Source organism: Ruegeria sp. AM5, assembly GCF_056540645.1.
Window position 1 is genome coordinate 1 of record NZ_JBQFXC010000013.1, and the last position, 16,920, is coordinate 16,920.

General features: G+C 57.5%; 17 protein-coding genes and 1 tRNA gene. 11 read left to right on the forward strand and 7 right to left on the reverse strand.

What is annotated here, in order from left to right; genetic code table 11:
- Positions 1-472 precede the first annotated feature (472 nt).
- The 4 genes from ACR0AH_RS18985 (at position 473) to ACR0AH_RS19000 (ending at position 4,366) form a co-directional block, all read left to right on the forward strand.
- Positions 473-1,222, forward strand: coding sequence for a 5-oxoprolinase subunit B family protein (locus tag ACR0AH_RS18985; protein WP_480593248.1), 750 nt, complete (start codon positions 473-475; stop codon positions 1,220-1,222).
- Positions 1,219-2,214 carry a 5-oxoprolinase subunit C family protein gene (locus ACR0AH_RS18990; protein ID WP_480593249.1) on the forward strand — a complete coding sequence of 332 codons (996 nt, stop codon included), beginning with the start codon at positions 1,219-1,221 and terminating at the stop codon, positions 2,212-2,214. The genes ACR0AH_RS18985 and ACR0AH_RS18990 overlap by 4 nt, the downstream gene beginning before the upstream one ends.
- Before the next feature lie 12 nt (positions 2,215-2,226).
- Positions 2,227-2,988 carry a LamB/YcsF family protein gene (locus ACR0AH_RS18995; protein ID WP_480593251.1) on the forward strand — a complete coding sequence of 254 codons (762 nt, stop codon included), beginning with the start codon at positions 2,227-2,229 and terminating at the stop codon, positions 2,986-2,988.
- Positions 2,989-3,118: 130 nt separating this feature from the next.
- Complete coding sequence (locus tag ACR0AH_RS19000; protein WP_480593253.1) at positions 3,119-4,366, forward strand: hypothetical protein; 1,248 nt, start codon at positions 3,119-3,121, stop codon at positions 4,364-4,366.
- A gap of 66 nt (positions 4,367-4,432) precedes the next feature.
- Here ACR0AH_RS19000 and ACR0AH_RS19005 read toward each other — a convergent pair whose 3' ends face one another.
- Positions 4,433-5,803: a D-alanyl-D-alanine carboxypeptidase family protein gene (locus ACR0AH_RS19005; RefSeq protein WP_170396050.1), complete on the reverse strand. Its 1,371-nt coding sequence runs from the start codon at positions 5,801-5,803 to the stop codon at positions 4,433-4,435.
- A 281-nt stretch (positions 5,804-6,084) separates the two neighbouring features.
- The gene (locus ACR0AH_RS19010; protein WP_170613019.1) at positions 6,085-6,786 is read right to left on the reverse strand and encodes an HAD family hydrolase; all 702 of its coding nucleotides are present in this window, start codon (positions 6,784-6,786) and stop codon (positions 6,085-6,087) included.
- 94 nt (positions 6,787-6,880) lie between these two features.
- Between ACR0AH_RS19010 and clpS the strand changes: the two genes are divergently transcribed.
- From clpS to hemF, 4 genes are read left to right on the forward strand one after another with little or no spacing between them, the layout of a single operon-like run.
- Positions 6,881-7,222, forward strand: coding sequence for an ATP-dependent Clp protease adapter ClpS (clpS, locus tag ACR0AH_RS19015; RefSeq protein ID WP_170396046.1), 342 nt, complete (start codon positions 6,881-6,883; stop codon positions 7,220-7,222).
- A 9-nt stretch (positions 7,223-7,231) separates the two neighbouring features.
- Entirely contained in the window at positions 7,232-8,194 is a 963-nt protein-coding gene (locus ACR0AH_RS19020) for a class I SAM-dependent methyltransferase (RefSeq protein ID WP_480593255.1), read from the forward strand.
- A gap of 37 nt (positions 8,195-8,231) precedes the next feature.
- Positions 8,232-9,032 (forward strand): SDR family oxidoreductase, encoded by an 801-nt coding sequence (locus ACR0AH_RS19025; RefSeq protein ID WP_170613015.1) that lies wholly within the window; start codon positions 8,232-8,234, stop codon positions 9,030-9,032.
- A gap of 5 nt (positions 9,033-9,037) precedes the next feature.
- A complete protein-coding gene (gene hemF / locus ACR0AH_RS19030) occupies positions 9,038-9,922 on the forward strand; it encodes an oxygen-dependent coproporphyrinogen oxidase (RefSeq protein ID WP_480593257.1) in 885 nt (294 codons plus the stop codon).
- Positions 9,923-9,925: 3 nt separating this feature from the next.
- Here hemF and ACR0AH_RS19035 read toward each other — a convergent pair whose 3' ends face one another.
- Positions 9,926-10,342, reverse strand: a complete 417-nt coding sequence (locus tag ACR0AH_RS19035; protein ID WP_170396038.1) for a hypothetical protein — start codon at positions 10,340-10,342, stop codon at positions 9,926-9,928.
- Between the two features lie 188 nt (positions 10,343-10,530).
- Between ACR0AH_RS19035 and ACR0AH_RS19040 the strand changes: the two genes are divergently transcribed.
- Together ACR0AH_RS19040 and ACR0AH_RS19045 are read left to right on the forward strand one after the other, a co-directional pair.
- The gene (locus ACR0AH_RS19040; protein ID WP_170408881.1) at positions 10,531-11,043 is read left to right on the forward strand and encodes a toxin-activating lysine-acyltransferase; all 513 of its coding nucleotides are present in this window, start codon (positions 10,531-10,533) and stop codon (positions 11,041-11,043) included.
- Positions 11,040-11,963 (forward strand): Hint domain-containing protein, encoded by a 924-nt coding sequence (locus ACR0AH_RS19045; RefSeq protein WP_480593259.1) that lies wholly within the window; start codon positions 11,040-11,042, stop codon positions 11,961-11,963. Before ACR0AH_RS19040 ends, ACR0AH_RS19045 begins: the two co-directional genes overlap by 4 nt.
- Before the next feature lie 3 nt (positions 11,964-11,966).
- Here the strand turns inward: ACR0AH_RS19045 and modC are convergent, their stop codons facing one another.
- The 3 genes from modC to modA are packed head-to-tail and all read right to left on the reverse strand — an operon-like array spanning position 11,967 to position 14,516.
- Positions 11,967-13,058 (reverse strand): molybdenum ABC transporter ATP-binding protein, encoded by a 1,092-nt coding sequence (modC, locus tag ACR0AH_RS19050; protein ID WP_480593261.1) that lies wholly within the window; start codon positions 13,056-13,058, stop codon positions 11,967-11,969.
- Complete coding sequence (gene modB / locus ACR0AH_RS19055) at positions 13,055-13,747, reverse strand: molybdate ABC transporter permease subunit (RefSeq protein WP_170423885.1); 693 nt, start codon at positions 13,745-13,747, stop codon at positions 13,055-13,057. The genes modC and modB overlap by 4 nt, the downstream gene beginning before the upstream one ends.
- A gap of 4 nt (positions 13,748-13,751) precedes the next feature.
- Entirely contained in the window at positions 13,752-14,516 is a 765-nt protein-coding gene (gene modA / locus ACR0AH_RS19060; RefSeq protein WP_170733630.1) for a molybdate ABC transporter substrate-binding protein, read from the reverse strand.
- Between the two features lie 408 nt (positions 14,517-14,924).
- Here modA and ACR0AH_RS19065 point away from each other — a divergent pair.
- A tRNA-Val gene (locus tag ACR0AH_RS19065) sits at positions 14,925-15,000 on the forward strand.
- 18 nt (positions 15,001-15,018) lie between these two features.
- Here ACR0AH_RS19065 and ACR0AH_RS19070 read toward each other — a convergent pair.
- Positions 15,019-16,893: an amidohydrolase family protein gene (locus tag ACR0AH_RS19070; RefSeq protein WP_480593263.1), complete on the reverse strand. Its 1,875-nt coding sequence runs from the start codon at positions 16,891-16,893 to the stop codon at positions 15,019-15,021.
- Positions 16,894-16,920 lie beyond the last annotated feature (27 nt).

Below are 16,920 nucleotides of genomic sequence, written 5' to 3' on the forward strand. Positions count from 1 at the left end.
AAAAACCTCAGATGCCCCCAGTCTCTCCCGAGCGTCTCCGCAGCTTCCACCGCGTCCCAGCACCTCAGCAGCGCCGGTGAAGGGCGTTCTATGCCTTACGCATTCAACGCGCAAGTGGAAAATTCAAGAATATCGCAAAAAACTTCAAATTCATTTTTTATACAATAATTTCAATTGTTTGAGCGGAACTCACCTCATGGAAATCGGCGAAAATCATCCTTCAAGCACATCAGATATACCGCCTAGGTTTCAGTGCTTGTTGGTTCAAACCCAACATATAGTGAGAACATTACAGTCACCCACAAGACTATACCGACTCGACGGCAATCAGCGATTCATTTCCAATCCCGGAATCGCGCCCGATATCGGCGCCGCCAGGCGCAATGCAAGTTGGTCTTACAGGGCCTTGCGCATTGTCTATGGATAGGCTCAGGTCTTTTCAAAGCAAACCCGATACGCCTGTGACCTTGATATGACGAATGACATTAAGTTTCCCTTGCTGCGAACCGTTGGATTTGACGGTCTCTTGGTGACCTTTGCGCAAACCATGTCCGAGCCGTCGAACCGCGCCGCCCTGGCGTTTCGGGGCGCAGTCGAGGCGCAGCAGATTGACGGCGTGCTTGAGACTTCGGCCTCGCTGGCATCTGCATTTATAAGGTTTGATCCATTAAGCCTGTCGCATCATGACATCGAAGAGTTGCTGCGGGCTATGCTGGTCAGTCGCGATTGGTACGCTGCACCTTTGCCTGCGGGGCGACGACTTTGGAAAGTGCCGACGGTCTACGGTTCCGATCTTGCGCCACAGCTAGAAGACGCGGCATTGGCAGCAGGGTTGTCACCAGCGGACGCCATTGATCGTCTCAGCCAATCGCGTGTGCGGGTTTTAACCATCGGATTTGCGCCGGGCCAACCTTATCTCGGGCCACTCGGACCCGAATTCAACATTCCACGCCTGAAAGAGCTGACGCCGATGGTACCTGAAGGGGCGTTGGTTTTGGCAATTTCGCAATTTGTCCTGTTCTCGGGGCCAACCCCAACCGGATGGCGTCATGTTGGACAAACCGCGTTTCGTTGCTTTCGTCCGGACATGGAGCAAAGTTTTGCCCTCAACCCCGGTGATGAGATGCAGTTCATCTCAGTCTCGCGCGAGGAGCTTGAGGATATCCGTACAACCTGCACTGATGGCTCTGGTGGTGCGAGTTGCGAGGAGATCACGACATGACGCTGATCGTCCATCGCATCGGCCCAGCTTGCACGGTTCAGGATCAAGGGCGCACCGGGTATCTGGATCAAGGCCTGTCGCGTTCGGGTGCCGCAGATATAGCGGCGCTTTATGAAGGGGCCGCGTTGCTTGGTAACACCCCAACGAGCGCCGCCCTCGAAATGGCGGGGATGGGTGGTGAGTTTGAGGCAACCGCACCAACCGCCATCGCGCTGACCGGCGCACCGATGCAGGCCAGTATCGATGGCAGCCCCGTCTTGTGGAATGCCTCGCATCAGATGGAGGCTGGGCAGCGGCTGGTAGTCGGGTCGGTGCTGCAGGGCAGTTACGGGTATCTGAATCTGGGTGGCGGGATCGGGACCGACATGACGCTGGGCTCACGCGCGGCCCATCTGACCGCAAGGATCGGGCGCGCTGTTCAAGCGGGTGATCACCTGCCAGCGACGGAAACCGGCAAGACCGGCCTGAAACTGCGTTCGGAGGATCGGTTTTCGGGTGGGACGTTGCGGGTTGTGGCCAGCTTTCAAACCGCACTGTTCGATGACGAGACGCTGGCACGGTTTACGCAAACGAAATTCCGCCGCGGTACCCGAGCCAACCGGATGGGCATGCAGCTGGATAGCGACGGTAACGGCTTCGCGGCAAAGGGTCAGTTGAACATACTGTCCGAAGTCATAACTCCCGGCGATATACAGATGACCGGCACCGGTGCGCCCTTCATCCTACTGCCCGAGTGCCAGACCACCGGAGGTTACCCGCGCATCGCAACCGTTCTGCCCTGTGATCTGCCCCGCGCTGCACAGACCCCGGCGGGAGGCGAGGTGCGCTTCGAATTCGTAACACTAGAACAAGCCATCGCGCTGCAAGCCGCATTTAAGGCCGACCTTGCCCGCCTGCCCGCCCGTGTTGAACCATTGGTCCGCGATCCGCATGACATCCCGGACCTCCTGTCCTACCAACTGATCAGCGGAATGATCTCTGCCACCGAATAAGGAGTTATTGCGATGCCGAGCGTCGATCTGAATGCCGATATGGGCGAAAGCTTTGGCCCGTGGAAGATGGGTGACGATGAAAGCCTTCTGAAGATCATCACATCAGCCAATATCGCCTGTGGCTTTCATGCGGGTGACCCGGATGTGATGGCCAAGACCATGGCTCTGGCAGCCCAGAACGGTGTGGGCATCGGTGCGCATCCCGGTTTTCCTGACCTGCAGGGATTCGGGCGTCGAAACATGAAAGTGCCCCATGAGAGCTTGCGCAATCTGGTGCGTTATCAACTGGGATCGGCAATCGGCATGGCCAAGGCGGTGGGCACTGAAGTGCGCCATCTAAAGCTACATGGAGCGCTGGCCAATATGTGCTCGGTCGATATCGATATGGCGCGGGCCTGTTATCAGGGCGCATTGGACGTGGACCCGGACATCATCATCATGGTGCTGGCGGTAACCAAACAAGAAGAAGCGGTGCGCAAGCTGGACTGCAAATGGGTGGGCGAAATCTTCGCCGACCGTGCCTATAACGACGATGGCACTTTGGTGGATCGGTCACTGCCGGGAGCCGTGATCCATGATCCGGCGCTGGCCGGACCGCGCATTCTGAACATGGTGAAGGAAGGCGCCATCATCACCGAATCCGGCAAACGCCTTGAGACCTCAATCGATACGATCTGCCTGCATGGTGATGGCCCGACGGCAGTTCAGATCGCGCACTCGGTGCGCGAGAACCTGATCGCGGGCGGAGTCGAGGTCACAAAATTCATCCGTTAGTTACAACAACGTAACTTTGGCACCCCATCTCCAAACTGTTGCCCATGCAGGCCTTAGCGCCTAGCATGCATGGCAAGTGCATGATCTGACTACCACAAATCCAAGCAACGCGCCGCAAGGAGGTGAGCCTATGTCTTTTGATCTGATGTCCTACCAGCCAAGGGGCGACAAGAAGAACTCGGACTTCTTCACCGAATATCTTCCCAGGATTTACGAGCGCCGCATCAGCTCGGGCATTGCGGATCAAGTCGGTGCGATGCGGGCCATTGTCATTCAGGTCGAGACAGATGCGCTGTTTGACACGCTGGTCGAGCTTTATGTGATGACCCCCTATCGCCACACCGCCAGCTATTTGGGACAGACACACAAGTTCTCGGTGATGCATTCACATGCCGATTATCCGGCGCTGATCCTGATGGCTCCGCTCAGCCCGGCATTCGAGGATTTCATCCCGCGTATCAATCGTATGTACCCGCTGGCGCGCGGTAAGCCGCAGACGCGATATGTAGGTGAGATTTACGGTGCCACCGACCTGAAGGCGCTGACTGGAACGCTGGAGGATCAGAATATTCGGTTCGAATATTCTGGGGACACCGAAAATCCGTTCTACACGCTGGAAGGATACCGCTTTACGACGCCATCGGATTTCACGTGCAATCGCGTCGGCTATTCCACGCTGGATTTCAACGACACAGACAGTCTGGGGTTAGGCGATCGTGTTTTGCTGAGCGATGTGGAACAAGCCAAGCTGGATCAGGCCGCTGCGTTTGGGATGGATAGCAAAATCGCACCCCTGATGCTGGGGATCGACCATCTGGCGACACGCATTCTGGCCGGGGAACGTGAGGACGCGATCCTCGAGTTTCTGACCATGGTGCCTTATTACTTCTGGGGGGCCTACAACATCTTCGACATGAACTCGTCGACCAATGTGAATCGCAATGCCAGTGTGGATGACGACAAGAAATCCCCTGCCAAGGTCTTTACTGCTAACAACACGCCGTCGTTCGTGAACTCTTTCGAGCAATTGCCGATGCCAACCGAGGATTTCGTGCGTAATTTCGGACGACGCTTGCACCACATGGCGGTTGAAATTCAGGACGGCGACCATGGCGCGGGTGAGAAAAATGTCGATTTCGTGGTCAACACTCTTAAAGACAAGGGCGTTCCGTTCCTGGCCCATGTGGTCGGGGAATGCAAAGATGATCCGAACCTGAAACAGATCTTCTCAAAGCACTCGAAACACACGCTGCTGATCACCGAATACATCGAACGTTGTCATCACTACGACGGTTTCTTCACCAAGGATAACGTTGCAGCCTTAACTGCGGCGGCCGGGCAAGATGAACAGTACAAGCACGGCCACGTCTTCGATTGATTTGCCATAAAAAATGGGCTGCGAGGTCATCGCAGCCCAGGCCCATCCAGGAGAGAATGCCGGGTCTTATGACGGCCCGATCATGAAACACGTGACATTGCGCGCCTGTAACCGACGACAGGCCAGATCAGCCTGCTCGCGGGTCATGCCCTGAAATGTCGCGTCAAACCCACGCGAGCTTTGGTTCACCTTACGCAAAGTGCCTTCCAAAGTGGTCATTTCCGACAGCGCAGTTTTCAACAGAACCTTCTCGGCCTCATACCGTGTGGTGTAGCGGCCAACATTGACGCCCCAAAGGTGACCGCCGGAAGTGGACAAGCGGGTCACAACTTCGGGTTCAGGCTCGGGCTGTTTGGCCGGTTCGACCGAGGCCAGCACAACGTTTTCGGAAGGCTTGGCGCCATCCGACGGTGCTATGTCTGCTGCTGCAATCGCAGCAGCGATACCGTCCTGAATCCGGGTGTTGTCTTTTTCAGCCGTTGCGGCGACCGACCCCGCGACCTGAACCGTTTCGCTCGCCACTGGGCGCAACACCGGGCGCAGGCTCTTTTTCGGCGGGCCCGCTTGGGCGACCACTTGTGCGCTACCCAGACCTGCATTCCCTGCATAGGCCGGGCGGGCGGGCTTACGGATTGGCGCACGCGAGGGGGCACGGCGGAAACCCATATCCAAAAGCTCGGCCACCCGGGCGTTGCGCGATGCACCTGATTTGCCACCGAAGACGGTCGCGATAATACGTTCATCCTTGCGCTTGGCCGAAGCAACCAGATTAAACCCTGCAGCGCGGGTATAGCCGGTCTTGATCCCATCGGCGCCTCGATAGGCTGCCAAAAGGCGGCGGTTGGTGTTCGGTACAGTCTTGATCCCGGCATTCGTCGATTGGCGCGAGAACAGGTTGTAGTACTGCGGATAGTCATACAGCAGGTGACGGCCCAGCGTGGTCATATCCCGCGCGGTCGACAAATGCCCCGACTCGGTCAGACCATGGGCATTCTTGAAGGTGGTCCGGCTCATCCCCATCGCCTTGGCGGTGCGGGTCATGCGACGAGCAAACGCCGCCTCGGACCCGCTGAGGGCGATGCCGATCGCGGTTGCCGCGTCATTGGCGGATTTCACCGCCGCCGCCCGGATCAGATAGCGAAACGCGATTCGCTGCCCAGTGCGCAAACCCAGCTTCGAGGGCGGCTCAGCCGCTGCAGCCTTGGTGATGCGCACCTGAGTGTCCAACGTGATCTCACCATTCCGCACGGCCTCAAACGCAATATACAGCGTCATCATCTTGGTCAGAGATGCCGGATGCAACCGCGTGTCGGCATTGCGGGAATGCAGCACTTCTCCGGTGCGTGCGTCGATCACCATGGCCGCGTAAGGGGCCGCCATGCCCTGAAGTGGTGCAAATGAAAGCAGCCACAGAAATGCTATAAGTAATAAGCCCATTCGGGCCGGAACTGTCCGCCGAATCTGCACGATCTTTGCCTCTGTCTGCCTCGCGCCGCCGGGTTTTCCCGGTCAGCAATTTTTATTTTGATATTCTTCAGGCTAACACAGGGACGGGTTTAAAGAAACTGAAAGCTGCGTTTGAGTGGATCATATACACGATCAGATTCACGCTACATATGGTGTTTCATGCGCGCCCGGACACCATACCGGCGATTGTGCCGAATTTCAGGCAAGCCGTGTCGTCGAATTTTTTGTGACTGATGTCAAACGGCAACAGGTCAGGAAATCCGATCAATCAAAGCTGAAAGATCACCCAAATCCTTCAACTCGCGGAACCGTGGGTTGGAAGTTGGGACCTCGGCCTGCTCGACCTCCCATACCAACCCGTGCGGGACATGCACGCCCCAGCACCCGGCTTCGATTGGGGCCACCACGTCAGAACGCATCGAGTTTCCGATCATCATCGAAGCGTCGGGTCCATCACCGTACTGGTCAAAAATCATCGCATAGGTCGCCGCCGTTTTTTCGCTCACGATCTCGACGCCATCGAACAGCTCACCCAATCCGGATTGCGCCAGCTTGCGCTCCTGGTCGATCAGGTCGCCCTTGGTGATCAGCAGAACCTTATGCGTCTTGGCCACCGCCTCGATGGCCTCGCGCGCATGGGGGAGCAGTTCGATGGGATGTGCCAGCATCTCCTGCCCCGCTTCAACAAGTTGGCGGATGACGCGCGCCGGTACGCGATCTTCCGTCACCTCAATCGCTGTCTCGATCATCGACAGGGTAAAGCCCTTGATGCCATACCCATAGTGCTGGATGTTGCGCTTTTCGGCGGCAAGTAGACGTTCCATCAGGTGATCGTGATCGGCGTGATCGGCCAGCAATTCGGCAAAATATGCCTGAGTCAGCTGGAAGAAACGCTCGTTATGCCAAAGGGTATCGTCTGCATCGAACCCGATTGTTGTCAGCTTGTCCCGCATCGCATTTCCGTCCGGTTGCTCTTTTCTCTGGCCACCGTGACGTTATATAAGCCGGGAAACAATTCGTAGTGTTAATCGAGATTCTCTTACAGCAATGCGCAAACACCAGTGGATCATGTCTGAAAAGGACGACGAAGACGACGACACGTCGGTCCTGGTGCAAACGCGCCCCAAGACCAAGCGGCCGCCGCTGTATAAGGTGTTGTTGCTGAATGACGATTACACGCCGATGGAGTTCGTGGTGCATGTGCTGGAACGGTTCTTCGGCATGACCCATGCGCAAGCGTTTGAAATCATGCTGACCGTCCACAAGAAAGGTGTCGCCGTGGTTGGCGTGTTCAGCCATGAGATTGCCGAGACAAAGGTCGGGCAAGTCATGGATTTCGCGCGCAGGCATCAGCACCCGCTGCAATGCACCATGGAACGCGAAGAATAACGCACGGCCATGTCCTCTCGCCTTGATCTAGCCTTGAACAGCGGGCTCAGCCTGTCGCAACCGCTGACTGTTTTGGCGCCTACCCCGGACCACGATTTGTCGGACCTTCCGCGCGAGGCGCAGATGGTGCAGCCGTTCAAACCGTTCCACGATCACTTTGCCACGCAGGGCTTTGTCGCAACGCCCAATAGTGACGCGCCTTGCCAGGATGCGGTCGTGTTTCTACCGCGCGCCAAGGCGCTGGCCCGGGCGCTGATCCATCAGGCCTGCAGCCGCGCCAGCGGGGTCATCGTGGTGGACGGGGCCATAACCGATGGCGTCGACAGTTTGCTGAAAGACATCCGCAAGCGGGTCGCGATCGAGGGTCCAATCTCGAAGGCACATGGCAAGATTTTCTGGTTTCAGTCTGATGCGGACGCCTTTGCCGACTGGGCTGCGCCTGAAAACCAAATGGTTGACGGCTTCCATACCGCGCCCGGTGTGTTTTCCGCCGATGGTATCGATCCTGCCTCGGCCCTGCTGCTGAAGTCTCTGCCAACCAAGCGCGGCACGCGCATCGCTGATCTGGGTGCAGGTTGGGGCTTTCTGTCCGCAAAGCTGATCGACGACACCTTGCGCAGCCTGCATCTGGTTGAGGCCGACCACACCGCCCTTACTTGTGCCCGCGCCAACGTCACCGACCCCCGTGCGCAGTTCCACTGGGCCGACGCCACCAAATGGAGCACGCCCGAGCCGCTGGACATGGTGATCATGAATCCGCCCTTTCACACCTCGCGCAGCGCCGACCCGACATTGGGCCAGGGCTTTATCACCAGTGCGGCACGCAACCTCACCCGCAACGGTCAACTCTGGATGGTCGCCAATCGCCACCTGCCTTACGAGGCAACGCTGGCCGAGGCTTTCGCCCGTGTTGACGAAGTGGCAGGAGACAACCGCTTCAAGGTTTTCCATGCCTCTCGCCCTCGGGGCTGAGGCCCGCTAACCTGCGCCAGAACTCAGGAGGATTCGCATGTCCTTTTCCATCGCGGGCAAGACCGCAATCGTCACCGGGGGTGCCAACGGCATCGGACTGGCCATCGGACGGCATTTTGCCGATGCAGGCGCCAATGTCATGTTCGCCGATATGGATGAAAGGCGCCTGTCCGATGAGCTGGGCGAACAGGCGGATGACAGCAACATCCGTTATTTCGCCGGTGACCTGCGTGAAAAGTTGACCATCGCCAATCTGCTTTCGGCCACGCTGGATGCGTTTGATCAGGTTGATATCCTGATCAATGGTGCGCGGCAGGTGATCCCGTCGGACCCGCTGGACACCGATGACGATTCCGTGCGCACATTGCTGAACCAGAACCTGATGCCCGCGCTGCGACTGAGCCAACTAGTGGCTAAGCGATTTATCAAACAGGCTGATGGAGACGATGAGAACCCTGCCGGGTCAATCATCAACCTGTCCTCGATTGCCGCACGCCGCACCCATCCCGATCTGATGGCCTATTCCGTTTCGACCGCTGCGCTGGATCAGATGACCCGTTCGTTGGCGGTTGCACTTGCGCCCAGCCGCATTCGCGTAAACTCCATCGCACTAGGATCGGTCATGAGCGCTTCATTGCAGTCAACGCTGAAAGAAAACCGAGATTTCCGGGACGACATCGAAAAACATACTCCGCTTTCCCGGATTGCCGCTCCGAACGAACTGGTCGAAACCGCGCAATTTCTCGCGTCGGACGCTGCGGGCTTCATGACAGGCCAAATTCTAACCATTGACGGAGGCCGCACCCTGCTGGACCCTGTCGCAGCCCCGGCCCACTGATCCCAATGTTCGATAAAGAAAAAGCCACCGCCTCTGCCTGGTTCCGCCAGTTGCGAGATGACATCGTAACCGCCTTCGAAGCGTTGGAAGACAGCCACACCTCAGGCCCCTTCTCGGATTCTCAGCCGGGAAGGTTCGAAGTCAAAGAAACTAAACGGCAGTCTGACGATGGCTCCGACGCGGGCGGCGGGCAGATGTCGGTGATGCGCGGGGGCCGCGTGTTCGAGAAGGTGGGCGTCAATGTCTCAACCGTCTTTGGTACGCTGGGTGAGCGCGCGCAAAACGCGATGGCCGCACGCAAGGGTATTCCGGGGATGAAGGACGACCCCCGGTTCTGGGCTTCGGGCATCAGCCTTGTGGCCCATATGCAGAACCCGCATGTGCCTGCGGTCCATATGAACACCCGGATGTTCTGGACCCCACATGCCTGGTGGTTCGGCGGCGGCTCCGACCTGAATCCCTGCATCGAATATGACGACGACACCGCCCATTTCCACGCCACCCAAAAAGCGCATCTCGACCCGCACGGACCCGGCCACTACCCGCGCCTCAAAGATTGGGCTGACGAGTATTTTTATATCCCCCACCGAAAGCGCGCTCGGGGTGTCGGCGGGATCTTCATGGATGACTATTGCACCGGCGACTGGCAGGCGGATTTTGCGCTGACGCAGGACATCGGTCGCGCCTTCCTGCCCGCCTTTCTGCCTCTGGTCGAAAAACGCCGGGTGCAAAGCTTTGACGACGCGGACAAAAACACCCAGCTGGTGCATCGTGGGCTCTATGCCGAATACAATCTGGTCTATGACCGGGGCACCAAGTTTGGTCTGGAAACCGGGCACGACCCCGATGCTGTTCTGATGAGTCTGCCGCCCTTGGCCAAATGGGTCTGACCGCTAAAACCCCATATCGATGGAATTATCAAAGCAGTAGTTTTGCGCCGAAGCGGCGGACAGGTTCTCACCCACCCTGTTGACGGTCAAAGAATATCCCGGATTGGTATCCGCGCCGGGCGGTGGAGTTAGCGAAAACTGCACTGTGCGAACACCTTTCTCGTAAGCTTTGGAAACATAAATCCGCTGCGAGTTTGAAACTCCCAATGTGCGAACTGCATAATCCCCAATTCCACACCAATAGGTGACCGCGGCCGAGGATCCACCGACGGGCTTCACTTCATAGGTTCCATCCTTAAGCGGCGTGATCTGGGTTCTGAACTGCGGTCTTAGTTTATAGCCAAAACCAACGCCCTGAGACTGCGCAATGGTGGGGGCCAGTATGATGGCTGTCAAAGAGAGGCATGTAAGAAAACGCATATAAAACACCCTATGAAAAACGCGATCACGGCTGAGACGACGTGGGACCAACCAGCCTATACGAATCAATATAGTCAAACCGGGCCTCAGGTCTAACTCAACCCGTAACACATCAACTTGAGTGAAAATTCTTTCTTTGAATATGTGGTGCGCTATGATCTCTGCATCAGCAGTTTCCAGAGTGGCCCGTGGAAAAGTCATTTCCCAAAGACTGGTTCGATCTTTCCGGTGAAAAATACGCCGACTTCGGTGCGCTATTTTATCTGGCTGCCCTGACCAAAACGCATCGTAACCGCAGTTTGGCACAGGTTCTCTATGCGTTCGAAACGCCGCTGAGATTGGGCCAGTATCACATCTTCCGCCAAAACGGCTTTCCGCGCGGATTCGTGACATTTGCCGGTCTCAGCCCGGAAGCCGAATATCGCTATGCGGTGAAGGAAGAGCCGCTGAGAGATGTCGATTTCGCCAGTGGCTCATCCTTCTGGATCATCGATATGGTGGCACCCTTCGGCCAAACTCGTCAGATCGTCGACATGCTGAAACGGGACATCCCGCACCCACGCGTGCGCACCAATCGCCTCAGCAGCGACCTATCCACAAAACGTATCGTCGAATGGACACGCGATGACCAGCAACAGGTGCATATGCGCCTTTACCGCGATGCCGAATTCGCCAGAACGCTCGAGCAGGAAAACGGATGACTTCGGTTGTAACCATATCGGGCGATATCACGGGCGACGTGACCGGCTTTCCTCCGAATGTCGCCTCGGGTGACCTCGATGTCACCGCAACATCGGATTTCGGGACCTTCACCGGGGCCACCTGGGCAATCTCCGATCAACCGGATTTCGGCACCGCCTCAATAGATGCGAACGGTAGGTGGACCTACACCGTCGACCCGGCCTTCTTCGATAGCCTCGATGACGGAGAAATCCAATTGGACTCGTTCGAGGTGACGGTCACCGCCAATTTCGCCAATGGTTTCTTCACCTTCAGTGGAACCCAGACCCAGATCATTGATATCACTATCGAGGGCGTTTGCTATACCGCAGGCACTCTGATTGAAACGGCGGAAGGCCAGCGCGCCATTGAGACCCTGCGCGTGGATGACGACGTGTTGACTGCCGATCACGGAATACAGCCGATCCGCTGGATCGAAAGCAGCCCCATGTCGCCCGAGCGGTTGCGCGCAAATCCTGCGATGCGCCCGGTGCGTGTGACCGCAGGCAGTCTGGGACCCGGTGTTCCATCCCGCGATTTGCTGGTGTCTCAACAGCATCGCCTCCTGATCAGCGGCCCCAAGGTCGAGATGCTGTTTGGCGCGCCCGAAGTGTTGGTCGCCGCCAAACATCTGTGCTCGTGGCCGGGAATAGATATTGATACCGGTGATGAGCCGGTCGAATACCTGCATATCCTGCTTGACAGGCACGAGATTTTGTTTGCCGAAGGAGCTCAGGCCGAAAGCCTGTTTCTGGGTGAAGAAACCCTCCACACGCTGTCTTCTGACGCGCTCCAGGAACTCGCCGAGATATTCCCCGAGCGCGCCTCGGACGAACATATCGGCTTCGGCCTTGCTGCGCGGCTGATCCTGCGCGAACATGAGGCGCGTGCGCTTGCCTAGGTCCTAGACAACCCGCCCACCGACATCCTGTGGAGCCAGCGCGACGGTCTTGATCACCGCATAGCATGTACTGCCCTGCTGCAAACCCAGCGCCGCGACCGAGCGTCGGGTCACGCGCGCCAGCACAACACCCGCAGTTGTTTTGACCGACACGATTGCACCGGGCCCCTCACCTGCCCGGATCGCCTCGACCTGCCCCGACAACACATTCAAGGCTGAAAGACCCTCGGGTGGTCTATTGGACAGGATCACCTCTTGCGCCGGAATACGAATACGCAGCTCTTCGCCGATTTGATGGGCAATCCGAGGCAGGTAAAGACGAGCGCCACCGGCATCAAGTTCGGACAGGCCATCGTCGTGATGCGCCGTAACACGGACCCGCAGAACGGCCCCCACCGCGCGCACGCCTGCAGGGGCCACGGATGGGTCCGACAGAACATCGGACGCGGGACCATGCCGCACGACACGCCCGTCCTGCAGCGCGACCACGGACGTTGCAAGCCGGGCAACCTCGGCCGCCGAATGGGTCACATAAAGTATCGGGACCGATACCTCGTCCCGCAACCGTTCGAAATAGGGCAGGATTTCAGCCTTTCGCGCGTCGTCGAGCGCGGCCAGAGGCTCATCCGCAAGGATCAGGCGCGGGCTGGCCAGCAGGGCGCGGCCAATGGCGACGCGCTGTTTCTCACCCCCCGATAGCATCGCTGGGCGGCGGTCCAGCAGATGGCCAACACCCAACATCTCGATCACCCGATCCGGGTTTTCGCGTCGTGCCCCGCGCGGTGCAAACCAGCGACCATAATTCAGGTTCTGGCGTACGGTCAGATGCGGGAACAGACGGCCTTCCTGAAAGATATAGCCCAGACGCCGCCGATGCGGCGGCAGCCATGCCCCACGATCCGTGTCGAATAACACCCAATCGCCGACCGCGACCCGCCCGGCCTCGGACCTCAGTAGCCCCGCGACTGCATTCACCACCGTCGTCTTTCCCGAACCAGAACGCCCAAACAGAACCGTTACACCGGAAGGTGCGTCGAAATCGAGGTCCAGCTTCATCCCGGGCAGCTGGTGTTGCAGGCGGACGGACAGGCTCATGATCCGGCCACGCGTTTGGCCACACGACGGCCCACATATTCCGACAGCAAAAGCGCGCCCATAGCGACGATGATCGAGATGATCACCAACCGAGTCGCCGCCGCCTCACCCCCTGGAACCTGCAAAAACGCATAGACTGCCGAGGGCAACGTCTGCGTCTGACCGGGTATATTCGAAACAAAGGTGATCGTGGCCCCGAACTCTCCCATCGCCTTGGCAAACGCCAGGATCGCGCCCGCAATGACCCCAGGCAGGATCATTGGCAGCGTCACCGTTCCAAAGACCAGCAGACGCGACGCCCCCAAAGTGGCGCCTGCCTGTTCCAGTTTTGGGTCTACTGCCTCGATCGACAGCCGGATCGCGCGCACCATCAGCGGAAAAGCCATGATCCCGGCAGCCAGCGCAGCGCCGGTCCAACGGAAAGCAAAAACGATCCCAAGCTCGGCCAAAGGCGCGCCCAACGGCCCCTGAATCCCAAAGGTCAGCAGCAGCAGATAGCCGGTCACCACCGGCGGCAGGATCAGAGGCAGATGAACCAGACCATTCAGCAACTGGCGCCCCGGAAACCGCCAGCGCGCAAGCGCATAGGCAATGAAAATCCCAAAGGGCAACGTGATCAGCGTTGCCCAGAACGATACGCGCAGCGACAGGCGCAATGCCTCCATCTCTGCCGGGCCCAACCATCCCATCGTACTAACCTTCGGGCAGGGAGAACCCCTGCCTCACAAATTCGGCCCGTGCGGAATTGCCTTGCAAATAGGTCAAAAGCGCGTGCGCCGTAGGTTCTGCAGTAGAAGTCAGGGCTGCTGGATACACAATTTTTGGGTGGATATCTGCCGGGATGACACCGATGACCCCGACCCGCTCATCAGCCACAGCGTCCGAGCGATAGACAATGCCCAAAGGCGCCGCCCCCGTCGCAACCAGCGCCAGCGCGGCGCGTACATTGTCCGTCTGGGCGATCTGGTCCTGAACATCGCCCCAAAGTCCCAGACCCTGTAACGCGGCCTTGCCATAGATGCCCGCAGGCACCGCATCGACCAAAGCCATGGCCAGATACCCACTGCCTAGACGGGTGCTCAGGTCAAACCCCGCCTCAATCTCGGCCGTGTCAGCCCCCGGCGCACCAATCAAAACCAGCCCGTTACCCAGCAACTCAATACGTGAAGCGGTATCGATCAGGCCCTGATCCTGCAGCACGTCCATCCAATCCTCGTTGGCGGAAATGAACAGATCGGCGGGCGCCCCCGCTTGTATCTGCCGTGCCAGCACCGAGGAGGCCGCGTACGACACCGTCACCTCTTGCCCGGTCTCAGCCTCATAACTTCTGGCAATCACGTCCAGTGCGGTTTTGAGGCTGGCGGCGGCAAAAACCAGCACGCCCTCGGCCCGAACCGGGACAGCGAGTATCGCGCAGAAGGCCAAAGCTGCGATCAGACAGCGACAGGCGCCCGTCATTCTTTGCCTCCGGATCAGAGGGTTGCAATCCCTCTGGGCATATCGGAGGCAACACGTGGCAGGCAAGGCCCTTTGGCCTTACAACCAAAGCTACGGCCCATATTGAACTCAGAATTCGGTGGAAAACGAGAATCGCCCAACCCAAGATCAATATGCTGTCGCGCTTCTCTAAAACCGGAAACTCCCGAGGTAGAGCGCTCAATCGCTAAACAACGTGTCTGATCCGCCTCGCCTGAACAGCGATATCCGCATTTCGCTATTCAACCACGATATGACACATGAGTTTGCTCGATTGGTAACCGCGCCCAGTTGCCTAAACGCTGATCTGAAACCTTGCGCGATTTTGCAAAAGAAATTGTGCCATACCCTCTTGCACCCACGCACTGGCTTGGCTACATGAGCCCTCACGGGTGATTAGCTCAGTTGGTAGAGCGCTTCGTTTACACCGAAGATGTCGGGAGTTCGAGTCTCTCATCACCCACCATCCTTTCCCCACAACGGATCAAGGTCTTACGCGACTAGTACCTCTAAATCCGCCCGTTTTGGACATCATGGCCTTCGCATAATCACGATTTACCGTTGCACGGTCCTCGAAGCGAGCATGCACGACGCAAAAGAACAGGGCACCGTCATCTAGACCGTTGCGAGGAGTAAACCAATCAAATGGGTCGGTGGGCTCTATCGATGCAAACTGATTGGTTGGTGGATCAACAGGTGCGACATTAGCTTCACTATTTGTGATATCATCGAGCAGCGTTGGACGGGCCGTGCCGGTATCCGGTGTGAGAATACCCATAATCTGCTCACGACCAGCCGGGACGAAACGCCCGCTCTCCTCGACTGGAAACCGGATCGGCTGTCCGGCATAAATATCTCGCTGAACTTCACTGTTCTTTACAACAACGGTTCCGTTAACAAGCACGTACGGAAAACCTTCTGACGGAAGACCTTGCTGACCGAGAGTATAGTTCGCTTTTTCGGTCACAGTCTCCGGATCAAAAATCGTAATGTCCGCGACCATGCCTTCTTGCATACGCCCACGCACCTGCATTGCTCGCAACCCTGTGTCACCTAATCGCTTTGCGTGGATGTAACTTAGCTGAGTCAGTGTTAGCATAAGCGGCACATTCGCTTCGCGAGCCAGTCTCAAGACAAGCGCGTGGCTGCCTGCTGATCGAGGATGCCCGGCATAGTCTTCGTAGGGAGCATCCCAACTCATCAAGTTGCCCTCGATGTCTAGCCCGGCCATACCGTCGCCCGAGATGCCATAGCCTGCGATGGTGATCCAATCATTCAGCCATTGCTCTCTTGGAGGGCTAAAAACTATGGCTGTCCGTCCCGGTTCATTCTCAGCGAAGCTCAAAAACTCGTCTTTTGTCACGAAGCGATCGAGCTGGGGATCAAAGATGGTGTTTTCGTATTTGTACCCCATCGAACCTTCCCAGTTTTCTGGGGCGATGATCGAAGCGCCGTAGTTTCCCGATCCGGCAGTCCAGGGATAGTAACTGGACCAGACGTTATAGCCTTGGTCGCGGGCCATCTGGAGCTTTTCCTGGTTTTCCCACCACCCATAGTCATTGTCATGATGTATGTGCAGCGGAGCGCCAAGCACCATCGCATTCACCAAGATTTCATTAACACCCGTCTGTGTTTCTGTCGGTGTCGAAGCACTTGGATGAAATCGGTGATGGACGGAAGTCAGTCTACCGTAACGCGCCGCAGCCCGCTGTGCTTCGAACATCTCATAGGTTGTAATACCTTCGCGGGCGTAGCCGATGGTCGATCCCACACCGATAGCTCCAAGACGTAGCCCCTCATCCAGCTGGGCAGTGATTTCGTTCATCTGCTCACGGTTGCTTGGTACAGAAGACCACCCCTCGACGCCGTCTTCCACGGATTGTGCCCTCAGTGCGAAGAAGTTCCGGAAGTCTATATCCCCACCTTCAAGCACGAGGCCGTCATGGACCCGCATCCGTGCGAATTCTTGTCCAACCACCGTGCCATAATTTGCCTGCGTTGAGCCCTCTCGTGCTTCATACCATTCATCAATGTTAGCGGCTCCGACCTCAAAATCCATTTGAGTTGTGACGCCATCCCTAAGGTTTACTTTGATACCCCAAGGGTCCAACCCGTGTTGCTCAAGGTCGATAAATCCGGGTGCCACAACGTGCCCTGTCGCATCGATGGACTGGCTGCCGTTAATATCTTCGTCGGTGATCGCAGTGATCCATCCGTTGCTTATTCCAACGTTAGCAATCTGGTCGAACCCGGTTTCCGGGTCCATGACCCGACCGTTGAGAATGACGATGTCGTAAGTCTGCGCGGCGCCTAGTGTCGAAAAAACAGACAACGTGCCCGCCAGAAACAAGGTACGCATGGATGAATCCTCCCTTTTATCGACAAA